Annotated in this window: 12 protein-coding genes; 6 read left to right on the forward strand and 6 right to left on the reverse strand. The window is 52.6% G+C overall.

What is annotated here, in order from left to right; translation table 11 throughout:
• Position 1: 1 nt before the first annotated feature.
• A complete protein-coding gene (locus Q5741_RS05645; RefSeq protein ID WP_305023088.1) occupies positions 2–874 on the reverse strand; it encodes a helix-turn-helix transcriptional regulator in 873 nt (290 codons plus the stop codon).
• Positions 875–962: 88 nt separating this feature from the next.
• On the opposite strand from Q5741_RS05645, the gene Q5741_RS05650 reads away from it, so the two are divergent.
• The 4 genes from Q5741_RS05650 (at position 963) to Q5741_RS05665 (ending at position 5,795) form a co-directional block, all read left to right on the forward strand.
• The gene (locus Q5741_RS05650) at positions 963–2,996 is read left to right on the forward strand and encodes a beta-galactosidase (RefSeq protein ID WP_305023089.1); all 2,034 of its coding nucleotides are present in this window, start codon (positions 963–965) and stop codon (positions 2,994–2,996) included.
• A gap of 171 nt (positions 2,997–3,167) precedes the next feature.
• Positions 3,168–4,160, forward strand: a complete 993-nt coding sequence (locus Q5741_RS05655; protein WP_305023340.1) for a helix-turn-helix transcriptional regulator — start codon at positions 3,168–3,170, stop codon at positions 4,158–4,160.
• 22 nt (positions 4,161–4,182) lie between these two features.
• Positions 4,183–4,869 (forward strand): AlkZ-related protein, encoded by a 687-nt coding sequence (locus Q5741_RS05660; RefSeq protein ID WP_305023090.1) that lies wholly within the window; start codon positions 4,183–4,185, stop codon positions 4,867–4,869.
• Between the two features lie 38 nt (positions 4,870–4,907).
• Complete coding sequence (locus Q5741_RS05665) at positions 4,908–5,795, forward strand: prenyltransferase/squalene oxidase repeat-containing protein (RefSeq protein ID WP_305023091.1); 888 nt, start codon at positions 4,908–4,910, stop codon at positions 5,793–5,795.
• Between the two features lie 74 nt (positions 5,796–5,869).
• On the opposite strand, the gene Q5741_RS05670 is transcribed toward Q5741_RS05665, so the two are convergent.
• A complete protein-coding gene (locus Q5741_RS05670; RefSeq protein WP_305023092.1) occupies positions 5,870–7,543 on the reverse strand; it encodes a glycoside hydrolase family 13 protein in 1,674 nt (557 codons plus the stop codon).
• Between the two features lie 166 nt (positions 7,544–7,709).
• Here Q5741_RS05670 and Q5741_RS05675 point away from each other — a divergent pair, with 166 nt between their 5' ends.
• Both Q5741_RS05675 and Q5741_RS05680 read left to right on the forward strand, forming a co-directional pair.
• Positions 7,710–8,153 carry a hypothetical protein gene (locus Q5741_RS05675; RefSeq protein ID WP_305023093.1) on the forward strand — a complete coding sequence of 148 codons (444 nt, stop codon included), beginning with the start codon at positions 7,710–7,712 and terminating at the stop codon, positions 8,151–8,153.
• A gap of 96 nt (positions 8,154–8,249) precedes the next feature.
• Positions 8,250–8,927: a tetratricopeptide repeat protein gene (locus tag Q5741_RS05680; protein ID WP_305023094.1), complete on the forward strand. Its 678-nt coding sequence runs from the start codon at positions 8,250–8,252 to the stop codon at positions 8,925–8,927.
• Positions 8,928–8,991: 64 nt separating this feature from the next.
• Here Q5741_RS05680 and Q5741_RS05685 read toward each other — a convergent pair whose 3' ends face one another.
• The 4 genes from Q5741_RS05685 to Q5741_RS05700 form a co-directional block, all read right to left on the reverse strand.
• The gene (locus tag Q5741_RS05685) at positions 8,992–10,107 is read right to left on the reverse strand and encodes a phosphotransferase enzyme family protein (RefSeq protein ID WP_305023095.1); all 1,116 of its coding nucleotides are present in this window, start codon (positions 10,105–10,107) and stop codon (positions 8,992–8,994) included.
• A gap of 200 nt (positions 10,108–10,307) precedes the next feature.
• Positions 10,308–10,937 (reverse strand): GDSL-type esterase/lipase family protein, encoded by a 630-nt coding sequence (locus Q5741_RS05690; RefSeq protein WP_305023096.1) that lies wholly within the window; start codon positions 10,935–10,937, stop codon positions 10,308–10,310.
• A gap of 212 nt (positions 10,938–11,149) precedes the next feature.
• On the reverse strand, positions 11,150–14,317 hold the full coding sequence (locus Q5741_RS05695) for an MMPL family transporter (RefSeq protein ID WP_305023097.1): 3,168 nt from the start codon (positions 14,315–14,317) through the stop codon (positions 11,150–11,152).
• Complete coding sequence (locus Q5741_RS05700) at positions 14,314–14,775, reverse strand: MarR family winged helix-turn-helix transcriptional regulator (RefSeq protein ID WP_305023098.1); 462 nt, start codon at positions 14,773–14,775, stop codon at positions 14,314–14,316. The genes Q5741_RS05695 and Q5741_RS05700 overlap by 4 nt, the downstream gene beginning before the upstream one ends.
• Positions 14,776–14,794: the final 19 nt, after the last annotated feature.

Raw genomic sequence — 14,794 nt, forward strand, 5'->3', positions numbered from 1 at the left:
GTTAATATAAGGTCCGAAACTGCTCCGGAGTTACCCCTTCCAGCCGCCGGAAGGTTGCAACAAAATGGCTGACATCCCTGAAGCCAACCAAAGATGCCGTCTCCTTGATCGATAATTTACGGTGGGCGGTCATCAGCTCCTTCGCCTTTCGCATTCTCAGCATGATGAGATAGGCATAGGCTGTCATGCCAAACGACTGCTTGAACAGAATATTCAGGTAACGCTGGCTGATGCCAAGCGCGGCTGCCATTTCCTGAAGGCCGATGCCCGGGTCCCCGTAATGATTCTCCATAAAGGCCAGCAGAGGCGCAAGACGTTCAACGTTGTGCGAAATGGAAGCGAGTCCGCCGCTGCGGCCATGCTTTTTGATGAGGGTAAGAAACCGGTATAAATGCGCCGATGCATCCAGACCAGAACGATCCGGATCACCTGCAATAAAATCAAGCAAATGCATCCCGCAGTTGTCCAGCTCGCAGTCCGGATCCCACTCCACCGACAATACCCCGCTTATCCCGAGGGAAGACTGGATATCTGCTGCCTGGGGGCCGCTGAATGTGATATACAAGGTTTCCCACTCCGAGCCTTCCTTTCCGTACTGATGTGGTTGTCCAGGCGGAAGCAGCAGCCCGGTATGTTCCGGGAGCTCGTAAGCCACACCCTCCGACTGCAGCCAACCTCTCCCCTTTACGGTCTGCAGCCAATGATAACAGGGGTAGCCGCCAGGCCGTTCTACATTCTCTTGTCGCCCGTTCCAACCAATGCTCTCGATGAACAAAGGCAGTCGAAGCTCTTTGGAATACAAAAAATATCTGCGGTGCCCCGGGGGCAGATGCCATTCTTCCAGCCCGGAAATTAGATGCGAATCCTGTTCCATATTGTTATATCTCCTTTTCTTTTATTATATTTCAAAAAGAAGATTCATGATATAACATAAAATTATTCTTATATACGAGGTGAAACCCATGATTAGCAGCAAACTGCCTAAAATGTTCTATGGTGGTGACTACAACCCTGAGCAGTGGGATGAGGCTACACACCAGGAAGACTTGAGAATGTTCAAGCTCGCCGGTATTGATATTGCCACCCTGAATGTGTTTTCCTGGGCGCTGATTCAGCCGGATGAGGTTACTTATAATTTTGAGCAGCTGGATCAGCTGATTAACAATCTATATGAAAGCGGTATCTATACTTGCCTTGCAACGAGTACAGCTGCCCATCCAGCCTGGATGGCGAAGAAGTATCCGGATGTGCTGCGCGTAGATGCGGATGGACGCAAGCGCAAATTCGGCGGACGTCACAACTCCTGTCCGAATAGCCCTACCTACCGGAAATACTCGGAAGCGATCGCCGATAAGCTGGCCGAGCGGTACAAGGACCATCCCGGTATTCTCGTATGGCACGTCTCTAATGAATACGGCGGCGACTGCTACTGTGAGAACTGCGAGGCCGCCTTCCGTGTATGGCTGAAGAAGCGTTACGGCACGATTGATCAAGTCAACAAAGCCTGGAACACCAATTTCTGGGGACACACTTTCTATGACTGGGATGAAATTGTATTGCCAAGCAATCTGAGTGAGCATTGGGGAGATAACAATTCAACCTTCCAGGGTATTTCACTGGATTACTCCCGCTTTAATTCGGACAGCATCCTTGACTGCTATCTGCTCGAATACAACGCGATCAAGAAGCATATTCCGAATTCAGTAGTTACGACCAATCTGATGGGCTTCTTCAAGCAGCTGGATTATTTCAAATGGGCGAAACACATGGATATCGTATCCTGGGACAGCTATCCTGGACTTACTACACCGGTCAGCTTCACCGCCATGGCGCATGATCTGATGCGCGGTCTGAAAGATGGACAGCCGTTCATGCTGATGGAGCAGACACCAAGCCAGCAGAACTGGCAGGCCTATAACTCCCTGAAGCGTCCGAATGTGATGCGTCTCTGGAGCTATCAGTCTGTTGCGCATGGTGCAGATACCGTTATGTTCTTCCAGCTGCGCCGCTCTGTGGGTGCCTGCGAGAAGTTCCACGGCGCGGTCATTGAACATGTCGGGCATGAGAATACACGCGTCTTCCGCGAAGTATCCCAGCTCGGTCAAGAATTGCAGCAGCTTGGCGACCGCACACTGGATGCCACGGTAGAATCCAAGGTAGCTATTCTGTTCGATTGGGAGAACTGGTGGGCAGTTGAGAAATCCAGCGGTCCAACCGTATCACTGAATTATGTAGAACAGGTTCACAAATACTACGCATCCTTCTTCCGCCGCAACGTGCAGGTGGATATCATCAGTGTGGACAGCGACCTGAGCAAGTATGATCTCGTCGTGGCACCGGTACTGTACATGGTCAAGCCGGGTTACGCCGCCAAGCTGGAGGAATTCGTGCAGAACGGGGGTACGTTCGTCACTACCTTCTTCAGCGGCATCGTGAATGAGACCGATCTCGTAACGCTCGGCGGATATCCTGGCGAGCTGCGCAAGCTGCTGGGCATCTGGGCAGAAGAGATCGACGCTCTTCATCCGGAGCACCGTAACAAGATTGTCATGAAGGACAGCCTGGGTAAACTTAACGGTTCGTACGAATGCGGCATGCTCTGCGATCTGCTGCACAGTGAGGGTGCCGATGTCATCGCCGAATACGGAGAAGATTTCTATCAGGGAATGCCTGTCATCACACGCAATACATTCGGCAAGGGTGAAGCCTGGTATATCGGCTCCGATCCGGAAGACAGCTTCATTGACGGTTTGCTGGAACAGATCACGGCCGATAAAGGCATCCAGCCCGTTCTGGATACACCAGCCGGTGTGGAAGCGAGTGCCCGTTACAAAGACGGCAAGCAGTTCATCTTCGTTATGAATCACAACGCAGAGACTGAATCTTATGATCTGAAAGGTCTGGAAGCCCATGATCTCCTGACCGACACCCGGTTGAGCGGATCGGTTGATATCGAAGGCCGCGGGGTTCAGATCCTCGAGGTCAACAAGGCTTAATTTTCAATAAAATACTCAAGGACCGCCCCAAGCAATTATGGTGTCGGTCCTTTTGGTATGCGAAAGTTTATTAACGGCCCATGAATCAGTGACATACAAGCTGTCACCGAACAGCATGTATAATAAAGTGACTACGAGATCAGTATTGGGAGGAGGATCCCTGTGAACAAGATGGATCGTATGACTGCTATTGTCATGGCGCTTCAAGTGCGTTCAGAGACGGCTGCTTCGCTGGCCGCGAAGTTCGAGGTATCAAGGCGTACCATTCTCCGAGACGTTCAAGCTCTCAGCGAGATGGACATCCCGATTGTGGCGCTGCCGGGTGCCGGAGGCGGATACCGCCTGCCAGAAGATTATACACTTCCCCCGCTGCAGCTGGACAAGCTGGAGGCCGTTTCCCTGCTCTTTGCGCTGCGCAGTCTGGAATCTTATCCGGATACCCCTTTCCATGCCCAGCGCTGGACAGTCTTGGACAAAATTCACGCTCTGCTGCCTGCCGGCACCCTGGAGGCGCTAGATCCTCTTCTCTCCCAGCTGGAACACCGGGTGCCCAAACGCAGCTACGCTATCCCGGATATGGAGCCTCTATTTAATGCACTTACTTCAGAGTCATTACTCCGCGTCTGGTATCGATCAGCATCCAGAGAACGCTGGTTAACACTGACTCCGCGTAAGATCTATGCCTCTGCTGGCTTCTGGTATTGTGAGGCCTTCACGCTGGAACATGGCGAAGAACGTTTGCTGCGAATCGACCGGATGACCCGAATGGAACAAATTACGCAGGACCAGGGGAAATCTACAGAAGCTGCCTGCTCCGGTGAAATCCCCTTCATCTCCATTCCCGATGCTGGTGCTGTCTCATCGTCCAGTCCTTTACCCAGGCCATCCTTCCACAACATTCGTGCGGAGCCGTTCCGGGTCCGGGCACGTCTGACCTATCGGGGAATGATCCGAGTAGAACAGGACGAGCATATTGGGGAGAAAATATGCCAGCATGGTGATGACTACTGGGAAGTGGATTTTTTGTGTCCTTCAGGCGAGCGTGATTGGGCGATTCGTTTTTTCTATGAACTGGGACCCGAAGCAGAAGTTCTGGAACCAGCTGAGTTCCGGAGCCGGATTGCCGAGCGGGCACAGGCTGTGCTGAATCAATATCAAAGCTAAGTTGGACAGGAGACGGGCTGGAATGAATCGAATTATAAAATCATGGGAAGCTGACACCTATCAGGACGCTGAGCGGATGATTCGGCAGCTTGGCATTTTACCACTTGCGAGGCTTTTTCCAGAGCATCCATCGCTGGATCAAATTACCCCCAAGAAAAATTGGTTTACCGGTTCGGAGCTGGATCCCTGGCAGTGGCGGACGCGTTTCAGCCTAGAGGGAAAAGCAGCCTACGGCAAAATCATCAAGAAGAAAGCTCTCCTGATCTCTCCACAGCTGTATGCGCCGCTGCACTGCCTGATCGGTGGACATCTGCATCCGGAAGAGCTGTTTGATCAGGGCCGGATGTCCCAGACTGCGGTTGACCTGTATGAATGGATTGTTCACGAGGAAGGCATAGACAGCCGCAAGCTGCGCAAAGAAAGTAGAATGTCGGCCAAAGAGTCCAAAAAAGCGTTCGACCAGGCTCTCTTGGAGCTGCAGGCTCATGGCTCCATCGTCATTGCAGGCGTGCGTCCCCAGATCAATCGTGAAGGTGAGGCATACGGCTGGAACAGCTCCTCCTATGAGAGCGCCGATCACTGGATGAAGCGGCATGGTATCCCTCCGTTTCGTAGTCATGCCGAGGAGGCGAGAGCTGCTATTACTGCGCAGCTTCAGCCGGTGTGGACGGCGAAAGCCTTGGACACTTTGCTGAAATGGCTGCCCTAGAATTTAATAAAAAATCAATGAACCAAGGAGCTGATCCCATGACATTAACGCCTTCCTCCAAGGCACGTGCAACCGATTTTATCTACCGTCATGCCCGCCTGCTGGACAGGCTGCGTTATGAGTATCATTTTGAAGGCCGTTCTGCTAATGATGTCATAGCTGCCCTGCGGGCATATCAGAATGAAGACGGCGGGTTCGGTCATGGTCTTGAGCCTGATATCCGCGCCCCATTCAGTCAGCCTGTCACCACCGAGTTCGCTTTTGGCATCATGGATGAGATTCAGCGGCTGGACGAGGACATGCTGCGCGCTGCCGGCCGTTATCTGGGTTCCATTGCCGCTGAGGACGGCGGGTTTCCACGAGCCCTGGATTCGCTAAATACCTATCCTCATGCACCATGGTGGGAGGTGACCGCATCTGGAAGCGGTTCACTGAATCCGACAGGAACGATCCTTGGCCTGCTGTACAAATGGGAAGACTCCCATTCGTTGATGAAAGAGCCCTGGTTCGAGTCAGCGGCCAGCTTCGTCTGGAGCCGCCTCCCACATACAGACCGGAACGATTACCATGATCTGATTAATGCCATTACGTTTCTGGTCCATGCGCCCGAGCGGCCGGAGACAGCAGCTATGCTGGACATGATCGACGGATGGCTGGAACAGCCGGGTGTTATTGAGACAGATCCCAACAAGGAAGGTTACGCTCACAAGGTACTGGATTGGGCTCCGCACCCTGACAGCTATGCCTCCAAGTATATTTCGGCTGAGCTGCTGGAACAGCATCTCGCTTGGCTGACAGCCACCCAGCTGGAGGACGGCGGCTGGCCGATCTCCTGGGAGGCGCCTAGTATCGCTGCCGAGCTGGAATGGCGAGGCAGCCTGACAGTCAGCCGGCTGCTGACTCTACGGAGCTACGGCTGGCTGTAATCGATAAACAGATCTATACACGGGAAAAGCCATGGAAAGCTTGACGTTTCCCATGGCTTTTACAATTTAGCTGCTTATTTGCTGAGCCTGCAGACCCGAGCCTCATAAGGACGCAGGAAGTGGGGCTCCATCCCTGCCTCAGAATAGTTGCCGATCACCCGTTCCTTATGCGCGGACTCATAAGGCTCCGGCAGCTCCAGGAAGGCAGGCGCTCCGCTGAAATTAAGCGTAATCAGCCACTGTTCCTGATCCAGTGTACGGGTATACGCGTATATAAATTCATGATCCGGAAGCAGCAGCTCATAGTCGCCATAGACCATAACCAGATGCTGTTTGCGCAGGGCAATCAGCTGCTTGTAGTAGTGAAAGACCGAATCCGGATCCTGAACGGCCTGTGCTGCATTAATCTCCTTATAGTTCGGATTGATGCTGATCCATGGCGTACCTGATGTGAAGCCTGCCTGCGGGCCGTCATTCCACTGCATCGGCGTACGGGCATTGTCACGGCCTTTGGCATAAATGGATTCCATAATCTCTTTCTGGTCGCCGCCCAGACGATCCATCCGGTCCTTGTACATATTCAGCGTCTCGATATCCTTGTATTCCTCAATGGAACCGAATTTGACGTTGGTCATCCCCAGCTCTTCCCCTTGATAAATATAAGGCGTACCTTTCAGTGTATGCAGCAGGGTGGCCAGCATTTTGGCTGACTGAACGCGGTACTCACCATCGTTACCAAATCGGGATACCATCCGCGGCTGATCATGGTTGTTCAGATAAAGGCTGTTCCAGCCATGATGCTGCAGGCCCATCTGCCACTTGTGCAGGATATCGCGCAGCTTGTGCAGCGTCCACGGAGCCAGCTCCCATTTACCCTGCTCACCGGCATCTACATGCATGTGCTCAAACTGAAATACCATCTGAAGCTCCTCGCGGGCTGCATCGGTATATTTGACAGCCTCTTCGATGGTGACACCCGGCATCTCTCCCACCGTCATTACATCGTACTTCGATAAAACCTCTTGGTTCATCTCATGCAGATATTCATGGACATGCGGACCATTCATATAATGTGGACTTCCGTCCCCCAGCTCACCTTCACCGGTACCATCTGGCAGCCCCTCGACCTTCGAAATAAGGTTGATGACATCCATCCGGAACCCGTCCACGCCTTTGTCGAGCCAGAATTTCATCATATCGTAAATACTTGTGCGCAGCTTCGGATTGTCCCAGTTCAGGTCCGGCTGTTTGGTCGAGAATAAGTGAAGATAATATTCACCGGCAGCTTCATCCTTCTTCCAGGCCGGTCCGCTGAAGAAGGATCCCCAATTGTTCGGCGGGCGCCCATCCTCTTTTCCGGGTCTCCATATGTAATAATCCCTGTACGGGTTCTCCTTGGATGAACGGGATTCCACGAACCAGGCATGCTCATCCGAAGTATGGTTCACAACCAGATCCATCATCAGCTTGATGCCCCTGCGGTGCATGCCCTCCAGCATTTCCTCCCAGTCCGCCATCGTGCCGAATTCGTTCATAATATTGTAGTAATCACTGATATCATAACCGTTATCATCATTAGGCGATTGGTATACCGGAGAAAGCCAGACCACGTCCACACCAAGCTCCTGCAAATAATCCAGCTTGGAGATGATGCCGCGAAGATCCCCGATTCCGTCTCCATTGCTATCCATGAAGCTGCGCGGGTAAATCTGATAGACAACAGCTTCTTTCCAAAATGCTCGTTCCATTGTAAGAACCTCCTGTCGTTAAGCTTCAATTTTTCTACTAACACACTAGTAAAATGCTATATAGTGATTTACAGTAGATACATGGGGATAATTGGAAGCGGCTGCTTACCTGCCCAGCGGTTCCCCTATAACATTAACCATATTTTGATTGAAAGAAGGTTATCTCATGCAAAACTTGTGGAAAAAAAGCGCCGCGACCTTTGCTGCTGCTGTCTTAATGTTGTCTATAGGACATGGAGCTCCGGCATCCGCCAAAGCCAAAACAGCCACCAGTTCCTATACGGTCTCCCTTGTCAGCGAAACGCTGGAATCGAACGACCATGTCGGTAACGAATGGTATACGGAAGCTTCGGCTGGCGGCCGCTTGTTGGAAGAAGGAGACACCGTGACCCTGAATGTCAAAGCAGGTGGGGCAATCGAACTCAAGGCAGCCGCGATTGAACAGGATAAAATACCGGATGAGGGCACAGCCAGTAAATCGGTGAAGGTATCCAGCATCAGCAAAACCGGCAGTGTCATCAAACTGAAGGTGGTCGTAACGGAAAACCGCGGCCGTTATTCAGGAAACCAGGCGGTATGGGTATTTACATACAGCGTCAAGGCAAAGTAACTGCAGCCGCAATCACTTTATTATCCTCCTAGACTCTTCCCAACCGCTCTCGTTTGTCTGACTATACTGTTAACCCATATAGGAGGTTCTCGTTACATGATGAGCAAGTTTATTTTATTCACCCTGCTGCTATGGCTGGTCGGCAATCCCATTGTCGCCCTGGTCATCCTGCTGGTCATTCTGTATGTGCTTGACCGGAGGTATGTGGGGGTGTTTCCGAGTTTAACCCGTCCATTACAGAGAAGGCGCCAGGCCGCCAGGCTGCGGCAGTTGATTGCAGCTAACCCAAACGATGTGGGCGCCAAAATGGATCTGGCCCGCAACCTGATCGATCGCGGTCAATTCGAACAGGCGCTGCGCTGGCTTGGGGAAATTGGCGACCGGTATGAGCACTCCGCCGAATACTGGGACGCACTTGGCACGGCTGAGTTGATGACGGGACGTCTCCCGGAGGGTGAAGCCCATTTGCTTCAAGCTCTGGAGATCAATCCGCGTGTCAAATACGGACAGCCCTATCTGACGCTCTCTGAGGCGTTAAAAACCGCAGCTCGTGACAAATCGGTGTACTATCTGGAGCAATTCCAGGATATCCAATCTTCCTCCTGTGAGGCCTACTACAAGCTGGGGCTTGCTTATCGTGCATTAGGCCGAACAGAAGATGCGAAGCGCGCCTTCGAGCAGACGCTGGAAGTGTACCGCTCCCTGCCTAAATATAATAAGCGCCGGGAGCGCCGCTGGGCTGTTCGCGGCTGGTTCCGCAAGACGTTCAACTAAAACCCCTTGTTACATCCGGCGGGCCCGCAGCATCCTGTGATGGCGGCGGGCCGCTTGTGTATCATCAGCTGTCCAGGGCAGTCTGACGGTCCAGCCATTTGCTTTTACGATACAGCTCTTCCATCTGCCCGATAACGACCTCAGCTGAATCAATTCCTTCCCAATAGCGGGACAGAAAATGCATGACTACATCCAGACCGCGAAGGATCAGCAGCTGAGGAACCGCTTCCAGCTCTTTGGCTGTCAGCTCAACACGGGAAGTAAAACCTCTGATCAGAGCCTCCATCCATTGCTTAACCTCCTGCTCGCCCACCTTCATACCCAGCAGATCCGATAAGGGGACTATCAGTTCCATAACACGCAAATCCTCGGTTGCAAATTCGAAATCCAGCACAGCTGTTATGAAAACGTCCGTATCTCCCTTCCGGTTATCGTTCTGCGAGACCTTTTTGACGGAAGTTGGATCACCGGAAGCATATGTATCGGAAATCCGTTTATCGGAAGTCAAAACATTCGATGCATTCAGATCCCCGTGAACCAGCTGGTGCGGCAGTCTCTCGAGCGTCTTCAGCCAGGATAGCCATACCGGCAGCTTCACTCCAAGCTCCTTCATGACGGCAGTGCAGCTCTCAAATCCGGTCTCAGGCTGATTCAGAAATTGCTGCAGCCGTTCAGGCGGACAAAGCGGATAGGCTGTATCCAGTGCATAATATGGCGGATACAGCGGCTGCAGCGGGATATCCAGTGATTGAAGCGCCTGGCTCAGCTCTCCTGCGGTAAGCCCCAGCTGGTACAGCTGCTCTTCAGACTGCCACACCGGATTACGGCCAGCCAAATAAGGAAACATGACGAAGATGCGTCCGTCCTCATGAATATAGTAAGGGCGATCTCCAGTCCCCCGCAGCGGCGAGGGCACAGCAAATGACAGCATCTTGGACTGCAGGCCGGTCAGCACGGCATGCTCAAAGTTTACTTTGGCGCGATCCTGATGCCCCTGATAGATTCGAAGGATGTAGCCCGGTGCCTCCGAGTCTGGCGCCTGTACTCTATAGGTCGCATTGTTCATCCCGCCGGACAGCCGCTGGAACCGCAGTTCTTCAGCGGACCCTCTGTATTCGGGCAGATAAAACTCCACCGCCGCACGCAGCTCTTCAGCTGTAGAAGCTTGTCCGCACGACATGCAGTCCTCTTTTTGTACCATAAATAAAATTTCACTCCCCGAAATATAGTTTCAGACCTGTTATATTCCTCTATCATAGTATATCTTTTGCTTCAGGAACCCAAATGCCTTTTTATCACCTTCACATACAAAAGCGCCGGTATCGCATGACCAGCGATTCCCGGCGCTTGCAAGTCTTCATTCGTACGGGTATCCCCTCCCTATCCAAGGCTTCCGTAACCAAGTCGGTTCAGTTCAAAAGCGATCACCCGGTATCCCCTGGCATTCGGATGAATCCGGTCCAGCGACAGCAGTTCACGCTCCCGTCCCGAGAAAGCCGGATACAGGTCGGCCGCCGCAAAACCTGGACTGTTCAGTCCTTGCAGAAACAAGTTATACCTTTCAACCCAGTAGCCTGCTTCCGGAACAGACGGCAGCGGGTTATATAACCCGACAGCCCGGATCATGAAGCGCCCGCTCTCTTTTTTCTTCAGGGTGTAAATTTCCCTTATAATCCCTTCCACATTACGCTGCACCTGCGGGAGCACCGCTGAATACGATGGCTGTGAACCATAACGCACACCGCGAAAAGCCCGAAGCAGATCATTCCCTCCAATAGATACGGTAATAATTTGGGCATCGGCAAGTGAACTGCGGATTGCCGGGTTGCCCCGGACCAGATCCAGCAATTGACCTGAAGTCAGTCCGTTTATGCCCCAATTGCTTCGGACAACATGGGCGTGAAGTGAGACCGATGCCAGCTTGCGGTATACCGCAACAAAGCCGTTTCCGGGCAGTGTGCCGGTCCCGACGGTTAACGAATCTCCTATTGCTGCATATCCATACACCATCCGCATCTCCTCCCTTCTTGATATCTTCCGGAGGGAAGACATCTAAACGGATGTCTGCTTGTTACACAGTATGAAGCAGCCGCTGTGCCTGTCACGGCAGACGTGTGGGAGGAAGGCGGAACGACAGGAGCGGACATTGGAGCCGCAGCATGCATATACCAAAAAGCACCCTTCAACCGATTAGGCTGGAGGGTGCTTTTGTAGCTGATAAATTATGCCTTAAACGTTGAATCGTGATTCTGCTGTTGGCTGTCGGAACGAGGTGTAAAAGGCCACCAGTTCGCTCGGCCAAAGGTGCGTACCATGACCGGAATGAAGAACGGCAGGAACAGCAGGGCATAAAGTACCAATCCGCTGAGCACTACAGTTGCAATCTGCATCATGGACAGCACGCCTGAAGGATACATGGCCGCGAACGTTCCGCTGAGGATAATCGCTGCAGACAAGATCACACCGCCCATATTTTTCATGGCATGGATAAGGGCATCCTTGGTATCCCACTCCTTGTTCTCATTGAACCGGTCCATAAGGAAGATGCTGTAATCGACCCCGAGGGCAATCAGCATAACAAAGCCGAAAAACGGTGTTACCCATGTAATACCGGAGTATCCCATAAGATCTACGAACAGCCACTCGGTTACACCCATGGCCGTGAAATAGGTCAGTACCAAAGACAGAATTAGATAAAGCGGCATGACGATGGAACGAAGCAGCAGCACCAGCACGATAAAGGTACCCAGCAGCATCAGAGCTACAGTCTTCGTATAGTCCTTATTGGAAATATTCTGAAGATCGGAGAACGTACTCGTTACACCGCTGATCGCAATATCAGCCTGTTCGAGTGCCGTACCCTTCACAGCACGCTCCACTGCAGCCTGGATGGCCGGAACCTGATCCATCGCCTCCGTACTGTAGGGATTATAATCGAATACAACATCCATTGTCATGACCTTGCGGTCTGCAGACAGATAGTTGTCAAACACCTTTTGGAAGTCCTTGTTATCCAGCGCTTCCTGCGGCACATAGAATCCGCCAAGCTCGCTGTCGGAGCTGGACTGCAGGCCGTTCAGGTAGTCCTGGGCGGAACCGATGCCGTCCGATACTTTCTTCAGGCCGTTCACGCTCTTGTTCAGACCCGTTGTCAGCTGGGAGATCTGGCCGGACAGCTGTCCGAAGCCTTCCTGGATCTGGCGCTGCCCGCCTGCCAGCTGGCCCAGCCCCTGCTCAATCGCAGGAATTTTATCTACAATCTGTCCCTGGCCGGAAGCTGCCTGCTCCAGGCCTTTCTCCAGACTGCCAATCCCGTTAACGATCTGCTGCAGGCCAGCCGTCAGCTGCTGCTGGCCTGCAGCCGCTTTCGCATAACCCGCGTTAGCTTGAGCCATTCCGCTGGCCGCCTGGTTAACCTGACTCTGCATCTGCTTCAGACCTCCAGCCAGCTGAGTCAGGCCTTGACCGGTCTGAGTAACGGTGCCTTTAATCGTGGCATAGTCACGATCCTCCGCAAGACCCGGATAACGTCCTTCGAGATTTGTGAAGGAACCGTCCAGCTTCGTCAGTGCACCGGCAGCACCATTCAGCTGCTGCTGCACCTGACCAACAGCAGGTCCCAGAGCATTGAGCCCCTTGCCAATCTGCTGATAGGCTGCGAGCAGCTTCTGGTTAGCCGCTGCAAGCTGGGACGCACTGTCCTTGGCCTGCTGCAGGCCTTTTCTAAGCTCACCGGCACCGGATGCTCCGCTGCGGATCCCCTTCTCAATCTGCTCGAGGCCGCTGCCCAGCTGGGTGACCCCGTTCTGCAGCTCCGTAGTGCCTGCTGTCAGCTTACCGGCACTCTCGGCCGCTTCATTCAGCTTCGGCGTATTGGCGCTCAGCTGACTGCTGGCCTGGTACAGCCCGCTGGCAATCTGATCAAGGCCGTCCGTCCCTTCGCCAAGACCTTTGGACAACTGCTCCGCCTGCTGGGATACCTTGAAGTCCTCAATTCCCGTGCCGGTAGGACGTGTCATACTGCGTACACTGGCGACACCGTCCACCTTGGCCACTTCACGGCTGATCTTCTCCGCAAGCCCCATATATTGGCTGTTATCCATCTTCTCATCATTTTTGATGACGATTTTACCTGGAAGAGATTCGCCCGGTCCAAAGTTGTCTGAGATCAGGTTAAATGCTTTGACCGAATCATAGTTATCTCCAATTTCATCCAGACTGTTGAAGGATAGCTTACCGTCATAAGTCACGAGGAACGGTACGGTGATCACAGCAACAATGACCAATGCAATCACTGGGCGCTTGAAGGAAAAGGCCCCTGCCGCGCCCCAGGTGCGGCTTTCTTTGTGCTCTAGCGAACCACGTGCCGGCCAGAACAGCTTTTTACCCAGAACAGCCATGAAGAATGGCACGATCGTTAACAGCGCAACGACCATGACTGCAATCCCGACCGCAACGGCGACGGCCGAACGGTAAAGAATAAACTGCGAGAACCCGATAGCTACAAAGCCGACCAGCACAGCCAGCGAGGAGAAGAACACAGTCTTTCCCGCGGTGCGGTACGTCTCGATAATAGCCTCCCAGGTATCTTCCCGGCGGCTCAGTTCTTCCTTAAAGCGGCTGATCAGCAGAATACAATAATCCGTACCGATTCCGAACATGACCGCCACCATAAAGATCTGTGTGAAATTGGACAGCGGAAAATCAAACCGGTCTACCAGGAAAGCTACAATCTGCTGGGACACAATATAACTGATGCCCACGGTCAGCAGCGGCACGAATGGTGCCACGAACGACCTGAACACAACAAACAGAATAATGAGGATAAAAGCAACCGTAATATATTCGGATTTCTTCAGACCGGCCTCCGAACTGGCTACCGTGTCTTCCTCGATCAGCTGTTGGCCTGTCAGGTAATGCTCTACCTTAATATCGCCAAGGGCCTGATCCAGGTCTGTCCGCATCTCCTTAACCGAACGGTCTCCTTTCAGAATTGTGACCGAGGTCAGAATGGTTTTGCCATTCTCCGAAATCATTTTATCCTTTAGCTCAGGCTGGCTGAACGGGTCAAGAATCGATTCGATGCCAAGGCTCTCTTTTTTGCCTTCCAGCGATTGAACCGCCTTCTTCGCTTCTTCCTTGTCAGCTGTGGTCAACCCGTTCCCATTATAGAAGACAAGCGCAACGGTACTCCCTTCCTTCTTGCCTTCTGCCTTCGCCACTTCATCCAATATGGCCGCAGCCCGGGTTGACGAATATCCCTCCGGAACACTGGTCTGGCCCTTCTCTCGTACCAGATTACTCATGGCTGGGGCGGTCAGCATTAACACAACGGCCACCACAATCCACAGCGCCATGATCCCCCATCTGGCTTTCAGTATGGTTCTCATTCTTTATGTTCTCCTCCTGCATCCTGCATTAACGTGGCCAGTCTTTCGAACGAATTAATGAAGGTCTCTACCTCATGCTGTTCAAAATGCTCAAGGTAAGGGGTCAAAATCCCCTGCACCTTCTCGTCCGCAATCTGAAAAATTTTCTCTCCTTCAGGTGTTACACTCAAATAAATGACACGTCGATCCTTGGCATCCCCGGTGCGCTCAATAAGTCCTCTTGTCACCAATCTTGAGATCATCGCCGTGATTGTGCTCTTGCCGACGCAAAACGCATCAGCCAGCTCGGTCGGTGTGCACTTTCCCCTCGTGCGGATTAATCTCATAGCGCCGAACTGCTCCGCTGTCAGCTCTTCTTCAATATGTTCTCTCAGTTCAGTTGAGAACCGTTTGCCTACGATAAAAGACGCGTTCAAGTAACGGTCGATCAACTCTTTCGCTTCCTGATTCCCGCTCAATCTGTCACCTCCTGGTACT

Origin of the sequence: Paenibacillus lacisoli (assembly GCF_030580655.1) — a bacterium.
In the GTDB taxonomy this organism is placed as follows: domain Bacteria; phylum Bacillota; class Bacilli; order Paenibacillales; family Paenibacillaceae; genus Paenibacillus; species Paenibacillus lacisoli.